The 18,101-nt window shown below is 68.8% G+C and carries 15 protein-coding genes and 1 pseudogene; 10 read left to right on the top strand and 6 right to left on the bottom strand.

Annotated features, from left to right (window positions below; translation table 11 throughout):
- Nucleotides 1-16 precede the first annotated feature (16 nt).
- Together hslO and KBY88_RS13260 are read right to left on the bottom strand one after the other, a co-directional pair.
- Nucleotides 17-952, bottom strand: coding sequence for an Hsp33 family molecular chaperone HslO (gene hslO, locus KBY88_RS13265; protein WP_254940412.1), 936 nt, complete (start codon nt 950-952; stop codon nt 17-19).
- Between the two features lie 15 nt (nt 953-967).
- On the bottom strand, nt 968-1,615 hold the full coding sequence (locus tag KBY88_RS13260; protein WP_254940411.1) for an ABC transporter ATP-binding protein: 648 nt from the start codon (nt 1,613-1,615) through the stop codon (nt 968-970).
- A gap of 71 nt (nt 1,616-1,686) precedes the next feature.
- On the opposite strand from KBY88_RS13260, the pseudogene KBY88_RS13255 reads away from it, so the two are divergent.
- The 5 genes and pseudogenes from KBY88_RS13255 to KBY88_RS13235 form a co-directional block, all read left to right on the top strand.
- Nucleotides 1,687-2,121: pseudogene (locus KBY88_RS13255) on the top strand (DUF3531 family protein); the annotation flags it as partial.
- Between the two features lie 99 nt (nt 2,122-2,220).
- Entirely contained in the window at nt 2,221-3,018 is a 798-nt protein-coding gene (locus KBY88_RS13250) for a 16S rRNA (uracil(1498)-N(3))-methyltransferase (RefSeq protein ID WP_254940410.1), read from the top strand.
- On the top strand, nt 3,015-4,184 hold the full coding sequence (locus tag KBY88_RS13245; protein WP_254940409.1) for a phosphotransferase enzyme family protein: 1,170 nt from the start codon (nt 3,015-3,017) through the stop codon (nt 4,182-4,184). The genes KBY88_RS13250 and KBY88_RS13245 overlap by 4 nt, the downstream gene beginning before the upstream one ends.
- Complete coding sequence (locus KBY88_RS13240) at nt 4,181-4,747, top strand: DOMON-like domain-containing protein (protein ID WP_254940408.1); 567 nt, start codon at nt 4,181-4,183, stop codon at nt 4,745-4,747. The genes KBY88_RS13245 and KBY88_RS13240 overlap by 4 nt, the downstream gene beginning before the upstream one ends.
- Before the next feature lie 69 nt (nt 4,748-4,816).
- Nucleotides 4,817-5,533: a hypothetical protein gene (locus tag KBY88_RS13235; RefSeq protein ID WP_254940407.1), complete on the top strand. Its 717-nt coding sequence runs from the start codon at nt 4,817-4,819 to the stop codon at nt 5,531-5,533.
- A gap of 10 nt (nt 5,534-5,543) precedes the next feature.
- Here KBY88_RS13235 and KBY88_RS13230 read toward each other — a convergent pair whose 3' ends face one another.
- Both KBY88_RS13230 and KBY88_RS13225 read right to left on the bottom strand, forming a co-directional pair.
- On the bottom strand, nt 5,544-6,383 hold the full coding sequence (locus tag KBY88_RS13230) for a carbohydrate ABC transporter permease (protein ID WP_254940406.1): 840 nt from the start codon (nt 6,381-6,383) through the stop codon (nt 5,544-5,546).
- A 29-nt stretch (nt 6,384-6,412) separates the two neighbouring features.
- The gene (locus tag KBY88_RS13225) at nt 6,413-8,089 is read right to left on the bottom strand and encodes a 2-isopropylmalate synthase (RefSeq protein WP_254940405.1); all 1,677 of its coding nucleotides are present in this window, start codon (nt 8,087-8,089) and stop codon (nt 6,413-6,415) included.
- A 124-nt stretch (nt 8,090-8,213) separates the two neighbouring features.
- Between KBY88_RS13225 and KBY88_RS13220 the strand changes: the two genes are divergently transcribed.
- Both KBY88_RS13220 and arsS read left to right on the top strand, forming a co-directional pair.
- A complete protein-coding gene (locus KBY88_RS13220) occupies nt 8,214-9,773 on the top strand; it encodes a glycoside hydrolase family 57 protein (RefSeq protein ID WP_254940404.1) in 1,560 nt (519 codons plus the stop codon).
- Nucleotides 9,773-10,807, top strand: a complete 1,035-nt coding sequence (arsS, locus tag KBY88_RS13215; protein WP_254940403.1) for an arsenosugar biosynthesis radical SAM (seleno)protein ArsS — start codon at nt 9,773-9,775, stop codon at nt 10,805-10,807. The genes KBY88_RS13220 and arsS overlap by 1 nt, the downstream gene beginning before the upstream one ends.
- A gap of 30 nt (nt 10,808-10,837) precedes the next feature.
- On the opposite strand, the gene crtL is transcribed toward arsS, so the two are convergent.
- On the bottom strand, nt 10,838-12,064 hold the full coding sequence (gene crtL, locus KBY88_RS13210) for a lycopene beta cyclase (protein ID WP_254940453.1): 1,227 nt from the start codon (nt 12,062-12,064) through the stop codon (nt 10,838-10,840).
- Between the two features lie 56 nt (nt 12,065-12,120).
- The gene (gene gyrA / locus KBY88_RS13205) at nt 12,121-14,778 is read right to left on the bottom strand and encodes a DNA gyrase subunit A (RefSeq protein WP_254940402.1); all 2,658 of its coding nucleotides are present in this window, start codon (nt 14,776-14,778) and stop codon (nt 12,121-12,123) included.
- A 46-nt stretch (nt 14,779-14,824) separates the two neighbouring features.
- Here gyrA and KBY88_RS13200 point away from each other — a divergent pair, with 46 nt between their 5' ends.
- From KBY88_RS13200 to KBY88_RS13190, 3 genes are all read left to right on the top strand, one after another.
- The gene (locus KBY88_RS13200) at nt 14,825-15,979 is read left to right on the top strand and encodes a homocysteine biosynthesis protein (protein WP_254940401.1); all 1,155 of its coding nucleotides are present in this window, start codon (nt 14,825-14,827) and stop codon (nt 15,977-15,979) included.
- A 67-nt stretch (nt 15,980-16,046) separates the two neighbouring features.
- Complete coding sequence (locus tag KBY88_RS13195; RefSeq protein ID WP_254940400.1) at nt 16,047-16,742, top strand: CAAD domain-containing protein; 696 nt, start codon at nt 16,047-16,049, stop codon at nt 16,740-16,742.
- A gap of 76 nt (nt 16,743-16,818) precedes the next feature.
- Nucleotides 16,819-17,982 (top strand): GuaB3 family IMP dehydrogenase-related protein, encoded by a 1,164-nt coding sequence (locus KBY88_RS13190; protein ID WP_254940452.1) that lies wholly within the window; start codon nt 16,819-16,821, stop codon nt 17,980-17,982.
- Nucleotides 17,983-18,101: the final 119 nt, after the last annotated feature.

Here is an 18,101-nt window from a genome sequence, read left to right as displayed (position 1 = left end):
GTTTCAGCCGACAGCCTCACCCCACCACCGGCTCCAGCTCGGCGATCAGCTCCCGCAGCTCGCCTTCCTCCACCCGGTAGACCTCGTTGCAGAAGTGGCAGGTGAGCTCAGCGTGACCCTCGTCACGGAGCATCTCGCTGAGTTCGTCGCGGCCCAGCAACTTGAGGGCGCTCACGCTGCGGCGGCGGGTGCAGGGGCAGTGGAAGCTCACGGCCTGCTGGGCTTCGGCGTCCTCCAGGAGTTGGGGATCGAGATCGGGAAAGATGTCTTCGAGCAGACGCTTCAGATCACCGGTGCTGGCCGCCAGGCGGTTGCTGAAATCGCGAATCTCACGACAGCGGTCTTCGAGCAGCGCCACCAGAGCCGGCTCCTGGGCCGCCTTGGGCAACACCTGCACCAGCACGCCACCGGCGCAGCGCACGCCGCTGCTGTCGATCTGCTCCCCCACGAACAGGGCCGAGGGGGTCTGCTCGGAGTGCACCAGATAGGAGGCCACGTCATCGCCGATGCCACCGCTCACCAGCTCCACCGTGCTGCTGAACGGTTCACCCTTGCCGAGGTCGCGCACCACGTGGAGGTAGCCGGTGCCCGTGGCCTTGCGGAAATCAAAACCCACCGGCACGTCCCCGTGGTCCGCCGGGTCGCGCTCCACCAGATCCAGCTCCAGGCCTGGGTTGCCCACATGGCCACGGACGCTGCCGTCGCGGCCCGCATCCACCATCAGCCCCCGCAGCGGACCATCGGATTGGATGCGCAGGTTCACCCGCCCGTGGCGCACCTTCATCGAGCTGGCCAGCAGCAGGCCGGCGGTCATCGCCCGACCCAGCAGGGCGGTGGTCAGGAAGGAGAGCCCATGGCGGCGGCGGGCGTAGCGGCTGGTGACCGTGGTGGTGGCGGCCACCAGGCGGATGCCGCCCCCGGCCGCGGTGGCCCGCACCAACTGATCCGCCATCGCCCCTGCCATGTCTCAGGGCATCGTACGGAGGGCCGGCAGGGGTCTAAGCGCCCCGTCCCGCAGCTCCCAGCCCCGTTCGATCAGCCCCCGGAACAGCTCCGGCTCGTGGGTCACCACCAGCAGCACCCGGTCCCGGCTGAGCCGCCCGATCAACTGCAGCACCCCATCGCGCACCGACCAATCCAGGCCGGCGGTGGGCTCATCGAGCAGCAGCACCTTGGGCTCCCGCAGCAACTGCACCGCCAGGGCCAGCCGCCGCTGCTGGCCGCCGCTGAGCCGCTCCGGCGCCTGCTGAAACGAGAGCGCCCCAAGCCCCACCTGCTCCAGCACCTCCTGCACCCGCTCGCTGCCCAGGCGCCGCTGGCCGAGCTTCAGTTCCTGACCCACCGTGAGACCAAGGAAATGGCGCTCCGGGAACTGGAAGACCAGCCCGCAGAGCCAGCGGCGCTGGCGGCCCTTGAGGGTCTCGCCATTCCAGAGGATCGAGCCGCTGCTGGGCTCGGCCAGGCCGCTGAGCAGCTCCAGCAGGGTGGTCTTGCCGCTGCCGCTCCGGCCCGCCACCAGCGCCGGCTGCCCGGTCAGGAGCTTCAGGTTCAGCCCCTCCAGCACCGGCGCTGCCGCCGTGGCCGGGTGGTACCCCAGCGAACGCAGTTCGAGCATGGCGAGGCCGTCGTGGTTCCAGCTTGCCTGCCGGCCGTGTTGGAGTGGGGGGGCGCTGCCGATGCCCCACCGTGGAGGTCCGCTTCCGCTCCTTCGATCCGTTCAACTGCTGGCTGTGGCTGCGCTTCGAGCACCCCCCCGGTTCGGGCGAGCGCGGCTACCTCGACACCGTCTTTGACAGCTGGTTCGTGCTCGGCAAGTTGGGCGGCTTCAACGCCGAGAGCCTGCAGGCGCATGAGGAGGGGGTCGACCTGGGCTGGATGGCCTATGAGAACGAGGAGGCGGAAGGGGCGCTGCCGGCCCTGATGCACAACCTCGGCCCCCTGGAGTACCAGGACAACTGGGGCCGCTGCTGGGTGGACCTGGGCACCAGCGACGCCCTGGCCCTCGATGTGCTGTTCAACGTGCTGCGCCAGCTCGACAACGACCTGGTGCGGATCGAGGAGCTGGTGGTGGGCGGCGTCAACGAGGACTGGCCGGTGGAGGACCAGCCCGATCGAGACTTCTCCCCCCTGGCCTTCTCCGACGACGAGAGCAAAAACGAGGACGAAAATGAATCAGAGGATGATGAAGCGCCCAACCGAACACGCAAGAAGCACTGAACCGTGGCCCGGGAACTGCGGCGTCTGCTGATCGATCCGGCGCGGCTCGCCCCCGAGCTGGCTCTAAGGCCTGAGGAAATCCGCTACCTCACGCGGGTGCTGCGCTACGGCCCGGGCGATCGGGTCGAACTCACGGATGGGGCCGGCGGCCTCTGGAGCGCCTCCCTGATCGGCAAGGATCGCCTGGCTCTGGAGCAGCCGCTCGGGCGGCCCCTGCGCCGGGAACCGCCGCCGGCCCTGCGCCTGGAGCTGGCGATCGCGGTACCCAAGCGGGACATGGACCTGGTGGTGCGCATGGCCTGTGAGCTGGGGGTGGACCGGCTGCAGCCCCTGCGGGCGGAGAACAGCGCCCTGGTGGGCAGCCAAAAAAACGAGCGCTGGGAGGCGATCCTGCGGGAGGCCAGCGAGCAGTGCGAGCGGCTCTGGCTGCCCGAGCTGGCGCCACCCGAGCCGGCCGGCCCCTGGCTGGGGGCCGCGGCCCAAGGGGGTGCGCTGCGTCTGCTGAGCACCACCCGTCAGCAGGGGTTGCCGCTGCTGGGCGAGGTGCTGAGTGAGCTTGGGCCGCGGCCTCCCGCCACCCTCACCCTGGCCTGCGGACCGGAGGGGGGCTGGAGTGGGGCCGAAGAGGTGGCCGCCAGCGCCAGCGGCTGGCGGTTCGTGAGCCTGGGGCCCCGCATCCTGCGCTGCTCCACCGCGGCGGTGGCGGGCCTGGCCGTTCTCGACCACTGGCGTGCCGGAGCGGGCACGAGCCGGGGCGAAGACTGGGGCGAGAACAGGGGCGATCCAATGGCGCTGCGATGATCCAGGCTCCGATCTCCGAGCGCAGCGCAGCCATGGCCGGGCCAGGGTCAGGATCCGTCGACCAGCAGGGCGCCCAGCTCCGGCGGATCGCCGCACGCTTTGACCTCGGGGGCGCCATCGCCGCGATCGAGCCCCTGGGCAACGGCAACGTCAACGACACCTACCGCGTCACCCTGAGCGGGGACCCCGCACGTCGTTTCGTGCTGCAGCGCCTGAACACCACGGTGTTCCCCCATCCGGAGCGGGTGATGGGCAACATCGCGGCCCTGGGGAACCACCTGGAGGGCCGCCTGGCCCAGGAAGCTGCCGGCCCCGGCCGCCGCTGGGAGGTGCCGCGGCTGATCGCCCCCCTTGGCGCAGAGAAGCACTGGCTGCAGGACGGCAACGACGTCTGGCGCCTCACCACCTTCATCGAAGGCGCCCAATGCCTGGAGACCGTGGCCACCGAGGCCCAGGCCTGGCAGCTGGGCTTCGGTCTGGGCACCTTCCATCGGCTACTGAGTGATCTGCCGATCGAGGCGCTGGCCGACACCCTCGAAGGCTTCCACATCACCCCCGCGTACCTGGCGGCCTACGAACGGGCCCTGGCCTGCAGCACGGCGGCCTCCTGCGAGGAACTCAGCTTCTGCCAGGCCTTCGTGGCCGAGCGCAGCGCCCTGGCGGGGGTGCTCGAGACCGCCAAGGACCAAGGCGTCCTGCGGCTGCGGCCGATCCACGGCGACCCGAAGGTCAACAACGTGATGCTCGATGCGGCCAGCGGCGCAGCCGTCGCCCTGGTGGACCTGGACACGGTCAAACCCGGACTGATCCACTACGACATCGGCGACTGCTGCCGCTCGGGCTGCAACCCCCTGGGGGAGGAGACCAAGGACTGGCAAGCCGTGTGCTTCGATCCCGGCCGCTGCGAGGCGATCCTGGCGGGCTACCTCAACGCCGCCCGGGGCTCCCTCACCACTGAGGACATCGCCTACCTGTTCGATGCGATCCGCCTGATCGCCTTCGAGCTGGGCCTGCGCTTCCTCACCGATCACCTGCAGGGCGACGTCTACTTCAAGACGCGAGAGGCGGGGCAGAATCTCGATCGAGCCCTGGTGCAATTTCAGCTCACCGCCAGCATCGAGGCCCAGGAGGAGGCGATTCGCGCCCTGATCGAGCGGCTGCGATGAGCGAGCTTTCCTTCCAGCTCCAACGCTTCGACGATGGCCTGGCGTTCCCCTCGCTCGCGATCACGGGTGAGCTTCGACGGGAGGGCGCCGATCTCTCCGTCCGGTTCCTGCTCCGCGGTGACCTTGCTGAGCTCGTGATCGCCCCGAGTGCCGCCCGGCCCGAGCGCCGCGACGGCCTCTGGCAGACCACCTGCCTGGAGGTCTTCCTGGCCGCGGCGGGGCAGGAGTCCTACTGGGAGTTCAACCTCTCGCCCGGCGGCGATTGGAACGTCTACCGCCTGGAGGGCTACCGGCGCACTCTCAAACCAGAGGCGGCCTTCACCAGCTTCCCCTTCGAGGTGAGTCGCAGGGAGGGAAGCCTGGAACTGACGCTGAACTGCACGCTGCCTAGGCCTCTGGCCGCCCCGGTCCAGCTGGAGGCGGCGATCTGCGCCGTGATCGAGCTCCGTTCGGGCCCGATCGGCTACTGGGCCCTGGCCCACCCAGGCGCTGAGCCTGATTTCCATCGCCGCGAGGTGTTTCGGCTTCTCACTTCGCCCCCGAGCAGCCCGATACCCGGCTAGGACGAAGGGAGAAACGCAGGCCGTGCCATGAGGAACCCCACCGCAGTCACCTGCTGGAGAGCCCTGACCTTGGCCGCCCTGGTGGCCAGCTTCTGTGCGCCGATCGCCGTCCAGGCCCGCGGGGGCGGGGGGAGAGGCGGCGGCGGCGCGGGTGTTGGCGGAGTCAGGGGCGTCAACCCTGGGGGATTGGGGGGGCCGGCCTCAGGCGCTGGGGTGCGCCCCGGCGCGGGCGTGGGTGCTCCGGGCGCTGGCTACACCCGGGCCCCAGGCGTCAACCCTGGCGGTCTGGGCGGACCGGCCTCAGGCGCCGGGGTGCGACCGGGTGCGGGCTTCGGCGCCCCCGGAGTGGGGCTCACCCGGGCGCCCGGGGCCCGGGGCGTCTGGAATCCCGCCTGGGGCCAGAGGGGTTATTGGGGCTCCCGGCCCTGGAGGGTCGGCTGGTATCGGGTGAATCCAGTGGCCTGGCACTGGTGGGGACCCAGTTCCCTCGCCTGGGGAGCCACCAGTCTGGCGACCGCCGCCGCGGTCAGTTCCATGGTGGATCAGGCGGTGGCGGCCCAGGCCACCGCCTTCACGGTGCCCAGCACGAGCTATCAGCTTGACTACGCCTCCCTGCAGGCGGTGGCCCCCTACGGCGCCAGCTTCACCTACCTGGAGGGGGGGGCTCCCCTCGCTGCGCAGGTGGACTGCCAGCAGGGGTGGCTCAATGGCGCGCCACCGAGCACGGCCGATCAGGCCCAACTTCTCAATGCCGCCTGCCTGGTGGCCTACGGCAACGGCAGCTGAGCCTTCAGCCTCAACCCTTGACCGCATCGCCACTGGCGCTGGGCAGGATGAACCGCTGCAGGCCGATGAACAGCGCCAGCACCGGCAGGATCGAGACCACCGCACCCGCGGCCACCAGCCGCCAATCCAGCGAGAAGCTGCTCGCCAGCTGCTGCAGCCCCAGGGGCAGGGTGTAGAGCTTGGGGTCATCCAGGATGATCAGCGGCCAGAGGAAATCACTCCAGGTGCCGATGAACACGAACATCGCCAGGGTGATCAGATCCGCCCGGGCCGCCGGGATCATCACGTTCCACCACTCGCCCAGGGGCGTGCAGCCATCGATCCGGGCCGCCTCCTCCAGCTCCACCGGCACCCCCATGAAGCTCTGGCGCAGCAGGAAGATGCCGAAGGCGGTGGCCGCCTGGGGCAGGATCAGAGCCCAGAGAGTGTTACGCAACCCCAGCTGCACCATCAGCAGATAGAGCGGGATCATCACCACCTGAAAGGGGATCAGGATCGTCGCCACCACCAGGGCCAGCACCAGGCCGCGCCCCTTGAAGCGCAACCGCGCCAGGGGGTAGGCCGCCAGGGAGCAGAACAACAGGTTGGCGACCACCGCCAGGGCGCTGACCACCGTGCTGTTGAGCAGGTACTGGCCCAGGGGGTTGTCGTTGAACAGGCGGCCGTAGGCCTGCAGGCTGGGCTGCTGCGGCAGCAGGGCCGGCGGGGTGGTGAAGATGTCTTCCGCTGGACCCTTGAGCGAGGTGCTCAGCAGCCACAGCAGCGGCAGCAGCATCAGCAGCGCCACCAGCAGCAGCAGGACCAGCTGCAGCGCCGGAACCCCTGTTGTACCCGACCGGCCCGCTCGCAACTGCCCTGGCCCCAACCGCCCCGTTCCCATCAGACCCCCTGGCGCTCGGCCACGGGCAAGGGCGCTTTCTGCGGATGAAGCGGCACGCTCTGTTGAGCCTGCACCAGCCGGTTAAGGGCGTTCACGAACGCCTGGGCCGCCGCCACCACGATGTCGGTGTCGGCGGCGTGGCCGGAGTAGAGCACCCCCTGGTGCCGCAGGCGGATCGTCACCTCGCCCATGGCGTCGATGCCCTCGGTGACGCTCTTGACCGAGAACTCCACCAACTCATTGGGCACCCGCGCCAAAGCGTTCAGTGCCTGACAGACCGCATCGACAGGGCCGGTGCCGATCGAGGCCTCGGTGAGCTCGGCGCCATCGCTGGTGATCAGGGTGACGGTGGCGGTGGGCTGCAGGTTGGTGCCCGTGCTCACCTGCACCAGCTTGAGGGTGAAACGTGCCTCCGCCTGTTGGATGTGTTCGCTGACGATCGCCTCGAGGTCGCGGTCGGTGATCTCGCGCTTGCGGTCGGCCAGCTCCTTGAAACGGGCAAAGGCGTCGTCGAGATCCTCGCGCTCCAGGTTGTAGCCGAGCTCCTCCAGGCGGGCCCGGAAGGCACTGCGGCCGCTGAGCTTGCCCAGCGACAGGCGGTTGTCGGCCAGACCGATGGTGCGGGCGTCGATGATCTCGTAGGTGAGGCGGTTCTTGAGCACCCCGTCCTGGTGGATTCCCGATTCGTGGGCGAAGGCGTTGGCGCCCACAATCGCCTTGTTGGGCTGCACGGCCATGCCGGTGAGGTTCGACACCAGCCGTGAGGTCTTGTAGATCTCCTCGGTGCGCACCCCCGTGAGCGGTTCAGTGCTGTCTTCGCTGCGGCCGAAGTAGGGGTTGAAGTAGGAACGGCGCACATGCAGGGCCATCACCAGCTCCTCCAGCGAAGCGTTGCCGGCCCGCTCGCCGATGCCGTTGATCGTGCACTCCAGCTGGCGGGCACCGTTCTTGACCGCCTCGAGGAAGTTGGCCACCGCCAGCCCCAGGTCGTTGTGGCCATGGACAGAGATCACGGCCCCGCCGATGTTGGGCACATGGCGGTCGATGCCGGCGATCAGGGCGCCGAATTCGCCCGGGGTGGCGTATCCCACCGTGTCGGGGATGTTGATCGTGGTGGCGCCGGCGGCGATCGCCGCCTCGATCACCTGATACATGAACTCCGGATCGCTGCGGCCGGCGTCCTCGCAGGAGAACTCCACGTCCTCGACCAGGGAGCACGCATAGGCCACCATCTCAGGCACGATCGCCAGCACCTCGGCGCGGCTCTTGCGCAGCTTGTGCTCCAGATGGATGTCGCTGGTGGCCAGAAAGGTGTGGATGCGCTTGCGGGCGGCCGGGGCGACGGCATCGGCGCAGGCCTTGATGTCGCCGCAGGCAGCCCGGGCCAGGCCGCAGATCACCGGACCCTCGGGGGTGCCCACAGCAGCGGCGATGCGCTGCACGGCGTTGAAATCCCCGGGGCTGGCGAAGGGGAAGCCGGCCTCGATGATGTCGACCTTGAGGCGGGCCAGCTGCTGAGCGATCGCCAGCTTCTCTTCCAGGTTGAGGCTGGCGCCCGGCGACTGCTCGCCATCGCGCAGGGTGGTGTCGAAGATCAACACCCGACCGGGATCGCGGGCCCGGGGCGGAGCGAAGCCGGCGGGACCCGAACTGCTGGAGGCAACGGCGGAAGCCATGACCGCTACAAGTCGAAGTGAGTATGAGTTGACTCAGTCTAGGGGCCGGTGGGCACCTTGAGCCCGGGGCCGACCATGGCCCGGCCGCGACACCTTTAAACTGCAGACCCTGCAAAGGATGTCCATGGCCGCAGGCGATCTGGCCCTGGTCTTCCACGCCCATCTTCCCTACGTGCGCTCCAGCGAGCCCGGCTCCCTGGAGGAAGACTGGTTCTTCCAGGCGCTGCTCGAGAGCTACCTGCCCCTGCTGGAGGTGCTCGAGGCCAGCGCCGAAGACCGTGCCCAGACCCCCCGCCTCAGCCTCGGGCTTTCGCCCACCCTGCTCTCACTGCTGATCGCCCCCGACCTGCGCGAACGCTTCTCCCCCTGGCTGGAGCGGCGCCTGGAGCTGCTGCGGCAGGCACCCGGCCAGCTGCAGGAAGCGGCCTCAGCCCTGGCCACTCAGCTGAAGCGCGTCGAGCGCCAGTGGCGGGCCTGCAAGGGCGATCTTCTGCCGCGGTTCCGGCGCCTGCAGCAGCAGGGCGTGCTCGATCTGCTCACCTGCGCCGCCACCCACGGCTACCTGCCGTTGTTGCGGGACAACCCCGAAGCGGTACGCGCCCAACTGCTCAACGCCGTGCGCGAACACGAGCGCCTGCTCGGTGTTCGCCCCCAGGGCATCTGGCTGCCGGAGTGCGCCTACTTCGAGGGCCTCGACCAGCTGCTGGCCGATAGCGGCCTGCGCTATGCCGTGCTCGATGCCCACGGGCTGTTGCATGCCCTGCCGCGGCCCCGCTACGGGGTCTACGCACCCATCTGTTCCCCAGGCGGGGTGGCCTTCTTCGCCCGTGACGGCGATGCCACCCTGCCGGTGTGGTCCGCCAGCAGCGGCTACCCGGGTGATGGTGTCTACCGCGAATTCCACCGGGACCTCGGCTGGGACCTGAGCGACGAAGCCCTCTCGGAGCAGGGCATCGGCAGTCGCCGGCCCCTGGGCCTCAAGCTGCACCGGGTCACCGCCCAGAGTTGCCCGCTCAATCAGAAACAGCCCTACGCCCCCGCCGCTGCCCAGGCCAAGGCGGCCGCAGATGCCGGCCACTATCTGGCGGGGCGCGCTGAGCAGCTCTCCGGGTTGGCTCAGGCCATGGAGTGCCCGCTGCTGGTGGCTCCCTTCGACGCCGAGCTGTTCGGCCACTGGTGGTACGAGGGCCCCACGTTCCTGGCGGAGCTGTTCCGCCAGGCGCCGGCCGCCGGCGTGGGCCTGGTGACCCTGCGCCAGGTGCTGGAACGCCCTGGCGAGCTCCAGCTTTGCCGCCCTTCCCCCTCGAGTTGGGGCCAGGGGGGCTACCACCATTACTGGCTCAACGAGAGCAACGCCTGGGTGGTGCCGGAGTGGCACCGGGCCTCCAGCGCGATGGTCAGCCGTGTGAACCGGGGGGTGGGCAGTGTCCGTCAACGGGAGCTGCTGGCCCAGGCGGGTCGCGAACTGCTGCTGGCTCAGAGTTCTGACTGGAGCTTCATCCTGCGGGCGGGCACCACCACCGAGCTGGCCCGCGAGCGCATCGATCGCCACCTGGACCGCTTCTGGCGGCTGCTGAATGCGATCGAGCGCGGTGTGGAGCCCCCTGCCCATTGGCTGAACGCCGTGAAGGTCGAGGACAGCCTCTTCCCCCAGCTGAACGCGGCCGACTGGGCCAGCCGCTGATGCGCCGCGATGCCGCCCTCGAACCCACGCTGCAGCGCCATCTGCTCCAGGGGGCCCTGCCCCGGGAGGTCAGCTTCGCCAGCAACCTCAGCCGTCGCGCGTTGGAGCCCCCGCTCCGTGGGCCCCTGCGCGTGCTGCAGCTCAACCTCGGCCGCCTCTGCAACATGCGCTGCCACCACTGCCACGTGGATGCCGGTCCTGATCAGGGCGCCACCCAGATGGGCGAAGCGGTGGTGGAGCAATGCCTCGCGGCCATCGAGCGCCTGCGCCCGAAGGTGGTGGACCTCACCGGCGGGGCCCCTGAGCTGCACGGCCGCTTCCGCGATCTGGTGCGCGCCGCCCGTGGGCAGGGCTGCCACGTGATCGATCGATCAAACCTGACCGTGCTGCTGCTTCCGGCCATGGCGGATCTGGGCGCCTTTCTGGCCGCGCAGGAAGTGGAGATCGTCGCCAGCCTGCCGGACCCCGAGGCCGGCCCCACCGATGTCCAGCGGGGCGAGGGCACCTGGGCCGCCTCGATCGAGGCCCTCCGAAAACTGAATGCCCTTGGCTATGGCCAGGGGGATCCGGCTCGCCCGCTCACCTTGATGAGCAACCCGGCGGGCACCCGGCTGCAACAGCTCACCGCCTGCGACGAGCAGCGCTGGAAGCGCCAGCTGCTGGAGGCCCATGGGGTGCGCTTCGATCGCCTGATCGGCCTCAACAACATGCCGATCGCCCGCTTCCTGCAGCAGCTGCAGCGTGATGGGCTTGTCAACGACTATCTGAAGCTGCTGCAGGGGGCCTTCAACCCCGGGGCCCTCGGCGGCCTCATGTGCCGCGACACCCTCTCGGTGGCCCCCGATGGGGACCTTCACGACTGTGACTTCAACCAGATGCTCGATCTGCCCCTGGCCGGAGGGAAGCCCATAGAGCGCACCATCGCCGACCTCACCAGCGGTGAACTGGAAGGAAGCCCGATCGCCTGGGGCAACCACTGCTACGGCTGCAGCGCCGGCCAGGGCAGCTCCTGCGCCGGGGCCACCGCCTCCTGAGCCACGAGCTGCAGGCGCACCAGATCAGGGTCAGGGGCGCAGCAACCGCCCCAGCAGACCCAGCTCCCGCCCCTTCATTTCCATCAAACCCCAGCGCACGGAACCCGGGGCAGTGACGAACAGCCGCAGCATCGCCGCCACCAGGTCCGGCAGGGAAAGGGTATTGGTGAGAAACCCATACCACTGCTCCGCTGGCAGGGCGAAGAAGGTGGCGAAAAAGGCGCGCAGCTGAGCCTCCGGGAAGCGCATCAACTTCTCGAGGCCAAAGCGGTAAAGGGCGTGCTTGCGGCGCAGCTCCAGGGGCCAGAGGCCCGCCCAGGCCCTGCGGGCCAGCTCGGCGCTGCAGAGCTCGGGATCGGCCAGCCCGGCGGCGATCGCCGCGGCCAGATCAGGTGCCCGCCGCAGCAGGGCACCCACCATGTACCCCGATGCCGGATGCACCATCGAAGCCGCCCCCCCGAAGCCCACCACCGGCTGCTCCAGATCCGGCAGGGGCAGGTTCATCGGAAACAGGCAGTGCTCCTCGTGCTGCACCTCGAGCGCCTCGACCCCCCGGGCCGCCAGTCGGCGCGTCAGCCGTTCCTTGAGAACGGCCAAGGGCAGGGGCGGGGCCTGGGCCAGGGAAGTCTCCTCGACGAAGAACACCCCATCGCCGAGGTCCATGGCGTAGAGAAAGGTGGGTGGCCCAAGGCGCTCATCTGGGGTGAGGTGGCCTGAGTGGTAATCCATCAGCACGAACTGCCCGGGCTCCACCGGCGGCGCGCTGAAGCGGCCCACGATTCCGTAGGCGGCCTGACCGGCCACGGGGCCTTCATCGGGGCGGCGCACGAACACCGGATCGTGGCCACTGGCATCCACCACCAGGCGCGCCCAGATGTCTGAGCCGCCATCGGTGCACACCGCCGATTGGTTGGAGGTGTGGTGAATCGCCACCGCCCGGCCACGGTGCCAGATCAGCCCCGCGGCCTCCGCCCGATCGAGCCAATGGCGCTGGAGCCGGTCCTTGTCAAACAGTCCGTAATCGCGGCCATGGGGACAGGACGCGTCGCCAAACCAGCTGAGCGTGTTCGACCAGCGGTGGGCGAGCAGGTGGGCCAGGCCGAGCCGATCCACCTCCTCTCCCCAGATGCCGTAAGTGTTGGGCCAGCGCTCCTGGGGGTCACCGAGGGCGAGCGCCGCGACGCTGACACCCTGTTCCAGCAGAGCGGTGGCGATGGCCAGGGCCGCCGGACCCGCCCCCACCACGAGCACATCCACGGGCAAGAAGCCGTCAGCAGAAGCCACTGAGCCCAGAACACTCAAGGGGCGGATCCTCAGGCGCCCGGAGTGTCAGACGACTCCGAGCCCTCGGAGTTCCCCTCAGGCGAGAGGGCCTTGGCACCGGGGACCTCGGCCACCTCCTCCTCGGCAGCCGGCGGCACCAGCACCACCTCGGCCAGGCGATCGCCGGAATCGAGCCGCTGCAGGCGCACGCCCGTGGCCGCCCGTGACTGCTGGGGCACCGCGTCGGCCTGCATGCGCACAATCACGCCCTTCTCGCTCACCAGCAGGAGCTCCTCGCCGGCCCCCAGCACCTTGAGGCCCACCAGCACATCGCCGTTGCGGCGGAACTTGATGGCTCGCAGGCCTAGACCAGCCCGCTTCTGCAACCGGAATTGGTTCACCGGCACACGCTTGCCCAGGCCGCTGGCGCTGGCCACCAGCACCCAGGGGCCCTCACTGGCCGTCGCTTCCTCAGCCTCGCCATCAGCCTCCTCATCGGCGACCTCAACAGCGCTGTTGGCGATCTGATCAGCCAGCTCCGCGGATAGCACATCCATGCTCACCAGCTCATCGCCCGGGCGCAGGGCCATCGCCCGCACCCCCCGGGCCGTGCGTCCCAGGGGCCTCAGTTCCTCCTCGCTGATGCGGAAGTGGATCGTCATGCCCTTGAGGGATCCGATCAAGATGCTGTCTCCGGGAAGGGCCAGGCGCACCCAGCGCAGGGCATCGCCCTCCTCCAGGCCGATGGCGATCAGTCCATTGGACCGGATGTTGGCAAAGGCCGACAGACGGGTGCGCTTGATGTAGCCACCGCTGGTGAGCATCAGCAACTGCACGTTGTCTTCGAAGGCGCTCACGGCCAGCAACGATGTGATCTGCTCCTCCCGGGGGATCGGCAACAGCTGCACGATCGGGGTGCCCTTGGCGGCGCGGCTGGAAAACGGCACCCGGTAGGCGGGCAGGGCATAGGCCACACCGCGGTCCGAGAAGAGCACCAAGGTGTCGTGGTCGTTGCAGCTGATGAACAACCGCACCGCCTCCTCCCCCTGGCTCTTGGTGCCGGCCTTGCCACGGGTGCCGCGGCTGGTGGCCTCGAACTCGCTCACCGGCATGCGCTTGAGGTAGCCGTTCTCGGTGAGCAGCACCACCGAGCGCTCGTTGGCGATCAGGTCGATATCTTCGAGGCCGCCTTCGAGGTCGAGGATCTCGGTGCGGCGGGGGGAGTCGAAGCGGGTGCGGATGTGGCCCAGTTCCTCGGTGATCAGTCCAAGCACACGCTCACGTCTGCCGAGGATGTCCGTGTAGTCAGCGATCTTGGCGACCAGATCCTCGTGCTCCAGCCGGATCTTGTCCGCCTCGAGGGCGGTGAGCCGCCGCAGTTGCATCTGGAGGATCGCGTCGGCCTGGATCTCGCTGAGGCCGTGGCGTTCCTGCAACTGCAGGCGTGCCGTGGCCGTATCGGCGGCGGCGCGGATCAGGGCGATGATGGGATCGAGTTGCTCGAGGGCCAGCAGCAGCCCCAGCAGAATGTGGTCCCTCTCCTCGGCCTTGCGCAACAGATAGCGCGTGCGCCGCTCGATGGTGGTGATGCGGAAGTCGAGGAAGACCTCGAGCATCTTGCGCAGGGTGAGCAGCACGGGCTCGCTATTCACCAGCGCCAGCAGGTTCGCCGAGAAATTATTCTGAAGTGGCGTGAGCTTGAACAGATTGTTGAGCACCACCTGGGGGTAGGCGTCACGGCGCAGTTCGATCACGATCCGCATGCCATCACGATCACTCTCATCGCGGATGTCGGAGATGCCATCGAGCTTCTTATCGTTGACCATCTCAGCGATGCGCTCGATCAGCGACGCCTTGTTGGTCTGGTAAGGAAGTTCGGTGATAATCACCGCATCACGATCAGGCCGTCCAGGCACTTCGATCGTTTCAATCGCGGCCACCCCGCGCATGGTCACCGAGCCGCGGCCACTCAGGTAAGTCTCACGGATGCCCCGGCGCCCCAAAATCTGGCCACCGGTGGGAAAATCGGGGCCGGGAATGATCGCCATCAGGGCGCGATCTTCGATCTCGGGGTTCTCGATCAACGCCAGCAGGCCGTCGATCAGCTCGGTGAGGTTGTGGGGCGGAATGTTGGTGGCCATCCCCACGGCGATGCCGGAGGAGCCATTGAGAAGGAGATGGGGAACCCGCGCCGGCATCACCGTGGGTTCTTGCTGGGAGCCATCGAAGTTGTCGATGAAATCGACCGTTTCCGCTTCGATGTCCGCGAGCAGGCTGTCAGTCGTGAGGGCCTGCAGACGCGATTCCGTGTATCGCATCGCCGCAGGCGGATCGTTATCGACGGAGCCAAAGTTACCGTGCCCGTCGATCAGGGGCATGCGCATGGAGAAGTCCTGGGCCATGCGCACCAGGGCGTCGTAGACGGCCGTGTCGCCGTGGGGGTGGTACTTGCCGAGCACTTCCCCCACCACCCGCGCGCATTTCCGGTAGGGCCGGTCACTGGTCAGACCCAACTCGTACATCGCATAGAGAATGCGGCGATGCACCGGTTTGAGGCCATCGCGGGCATCGGGCAAGGCCCGGCCCACGATCACACTCATCGCATACTCCAGATAGGAGCGCGACATCTCAATGCGCAGGTCCGTCTGGATGATCCGTCCGTCGGAGTCACCGGGCGTCAATTCGCCGGGACCGGTGGGATCCGCCATGCATGACCGTCTTAACCAACTAGCAGTTTAACGAAACCCTGCGCCGATGCCTCTGACACCCCGCACGGAAGCCGAACTGCAGGAGCGCCAGCGACGCGGCGACCTGCAGGTGCGCAGCGCAGCGGCCTACAGGGCTCTGGTGGCCGAACGGGGGCTTGAGGCCGCCTATGCCGCCACCGACGTGGTGGTGGCCAGCAATGCGGAGTTCACCGACCAAGCCACGCTCCAACTCAGCCTTGGGCCCTCGGATCCACCGATACGGGTGCGCGAGTTCCACCTGGGCGGGGTGGAGGGACGCGGTGGCCACGGTAGCACCGAGCTGCTGTTGCCGATCGGCGGCGGACTGGGCGAGCCCCTGCGCCAGGGCGGAGCCCAGGTGTTGGCTGCCCTGTTGGCCGGCGACGACGTGGCACTGGTGGCCAGCGGTGAGGCCACCACACTCCATCCCCGTAGGGAGCTGGAAAGCAGGCTGAGCCTGGAGCGCATCGGCTGCGGCCGGTTGCTGCTGCACCGGGGTATCGGCGAGAACGGGGTCGTGGCCGTCAGCAGTGCCGAGGGCCTCACCCGCAGCCCGTTCGGTCCCCTGCTGGGCCCCTATGTCACGGCCCTCTACACCTGCGCCGGGAGCGGCAGCATCGGCCTGACCATGCCGGGGCTGTCCTTGCTGGGGCCAGGCTCGCCGGTGCTGGTGGGGGGAGCCCTGGGCTGGGTGAGCGGCGCCGGCAGTGGCCACATGCCCCACACCCGACGGTTGCCCAGCGGCCACGCCCGGGTGCCTGGCGCCGTGGCGGCCGTGAGCGCCGATCTGCATGGACTGAACTCCGAATGGGTGCGGCCCTGCTTCTTTGAAGGCCACGGCAGCGGTCTGCTGGTGGCGATCGCCGCCCCCGTGCCCCTGACCAACGCCACCGTGGCGCTCCAGGCGACGGCGGCGAACGACCAGCTGGAGGCTCCGGTGCTGGATTTCTCGATCCCGCGGCGCATCAAACCGGGCTTCGGCGGTGTGCCCTACAGCCAGCTGCTCTCGGGCCGGATTCAGGTGGACGGCCGCCAACTCAGCTGCGCCCCGGCCCACAGCCCAAGGCTGGCGGAGAGCATCGCCATCGAACTGATCGAGCGGTTGCTCTCCGGCCACTTCCCCCTGCGGTTGCCGGCACTGTCGCTCAGCGGGCGCTCCGCTTTGATCCCCCTGGAAAGCTGATCCACCGCCCCAGACCAGCCCGGGGAAACGGCCGTAAGCTCCCGGGCGACGGCACACCAGGCGACCGATGGTCGAGTCCAGCGCCCCCGGGAACGGGGAATTCACCGCCTCCACTCCCGCCCCGCCCAGGGAACCCAGCGACGGGCCGGACAGCGGGCTCAGCCACGAAACCAGCATGGAAGACGGCAGCGAAACCAGTGCCCCCGGTGCGGCTGCCCCTGCGGCCACCCCCGGGCCCACCCTGCAGCCCTGGGGCCAATCCGCCGCCGACAACAGCGCGGAACCCATCGCCCCCGAGCCGGCACAGGAAGTCCCTGCCCCGGAGCCCACCCCAGCGGTGGCGAGCGCGCCGGCCCTTGAACCCCAAACGGCTCCGGCGACCCTGGGCGATCCCACTTTCCTGAGCAGCATCGAGGTGCCAGCCAACCCCGAGGCCGACAACGGAGGCGGCGGCGAATGGGAGCTGCTGGTCAACAAGATCCAGCACTGGCTTCAGAGCGGTGAACTGCAGGGCGCCCTCCGGCGCAGCCGCACCCCCCTGCTGGCCCTGGGGGCCTTCCTCGCTCTGGTGCTGGTGCTGCGGGTTTACGGGGCCCTCCTCGGGGCCATCGACAGCCTGCCGTTGGTGGGCGGCCTGCTGGAGCTCACCGGAGTGATCTGGCTGGCCCGCTTCGGGGTCACCCACTTGGTGCGCAGCCGCGACCGCCAAGCGCTCCTGAGCGAACTCCAACAACGCTGGAACGCCTTCCTGGGCAGCCACTGATCCCAGCTTCGGCTTTTGCCTTGCGATTGGTGACAGGCCGGTTGATAGCTTGGCCCGACTGTCACAGCGCACACCGGTGGACATTCAGTTAGGTCGTTCCCGAACCGTGCGTCGTGCCTACGGGATCGACGAAATCGCCCTGGTGCCGGGCGGACGGACGGTGGACCCTGACGTCACCGACAGCAGCTGGAGAGTGGGGGGCTTCGAGCGGGAGATACCGATCATCGCCAGTGCCATGGATGGCGTGGTGGATGTGGCTGTGGCCATCGAGCTCTCGCGCCTGGGTGCCCTTGGGGTGCTCAATCTGGAGGGCGTTCAGACCCGCTATGACGATCCCAACCCCGTGCTGGATCGGATCACTGCCGTGGGCAAGGAGGCCTTCGTGCCCCTGATGCAGGAGCTTTACAGCGTGCCCGTGCGCGAAGACCTGATCCGCCAGCGCATCGGCGAGATCAAGGCCGGTGGGGGCATCGCCGCGGTCAGCGCCACCCCCGTGGCCGCCCTGCGCTTCGGTCAGGCCATCGCCGAGGCCGGCGCCGATCTCCTGTTCGTGCAAGCCACTGTCGTCTCCACCGAGCACGTCGGCCCCGAGGGCCGCGAAACCCTCGACCTCAAGGCGCTCTGCCGGGACCTGGGCGTGCCCGTGGCAATCGGCAATTGTGTCACTTACGAAGTGGCTCTTGAATTGATGCGGGCCGGAGCCGCGGCCGTGTTGGTGGGCATTGGCCCCGGGGCCGCCTGCACCTCCCGTGGCGTGCTCGGCGTGGGCATCCCCCAGGCCACGGCGGTGGCTGACTGCGCCTCCGCCCGCGACGATTACGAACGGGAGAGCGGCCGCTACGTGCCGGTCGTGGCCGATGGTGGCATCGTCACGGGGGGCGACATCTGCAAATGCATCGCCTGCGGCGCCGACGCCGTGATGATCGGCTCACCGATTGCCCGGGCCAGCGAAGCCCCCGGCCGTGGCTTCCACTGGGGAATGGCCACCCCCAGCCCGGTGCTGCCCCGCGGCACGCGCATCAAGGTCGGCACCACAGGCTCGCTCGAAAAAATCCTGCGCGGCCCCGCCGGTCTCGATGACGGCACCCAGAATCTGCTGGGGGCTCTGCGCACCTCCATGGGCACCCTGGGGGCCCGCACCATCAAAGAGATGCAGCGGGTCGAGGTGGTGGTGGCACCGTCCCTGCTGACCGAAGGCAAGGTGTACCAGAAGGCCCAGCAACTGGGCATGGGTAAGTGATGCGTCCCACACGCAAACGACACATAAACGATCCGAGTCGGGCGTAGCCTGGGGCTGTGGGGGCTACGGCTCACACACTCCTCACACCCCCCAGCCCGGCGCGTCCGGGCCTTTTGTCT

Origin of the sequence: Cyanobium sp. Morenito 9A2 (assembly GCF_024345575.1) — a bacterium.
GTDB lineage: Bacteria > Cyanobacteriota > Cyanobacteriia > PCC-6307 > Cyanobiaceae > ATX-6F1.
The sequence above is the reverse complement of the archived record's forward strand: the minus strand, read 5'-3'. Positions and strand labels throughout refer to the sequence as shown.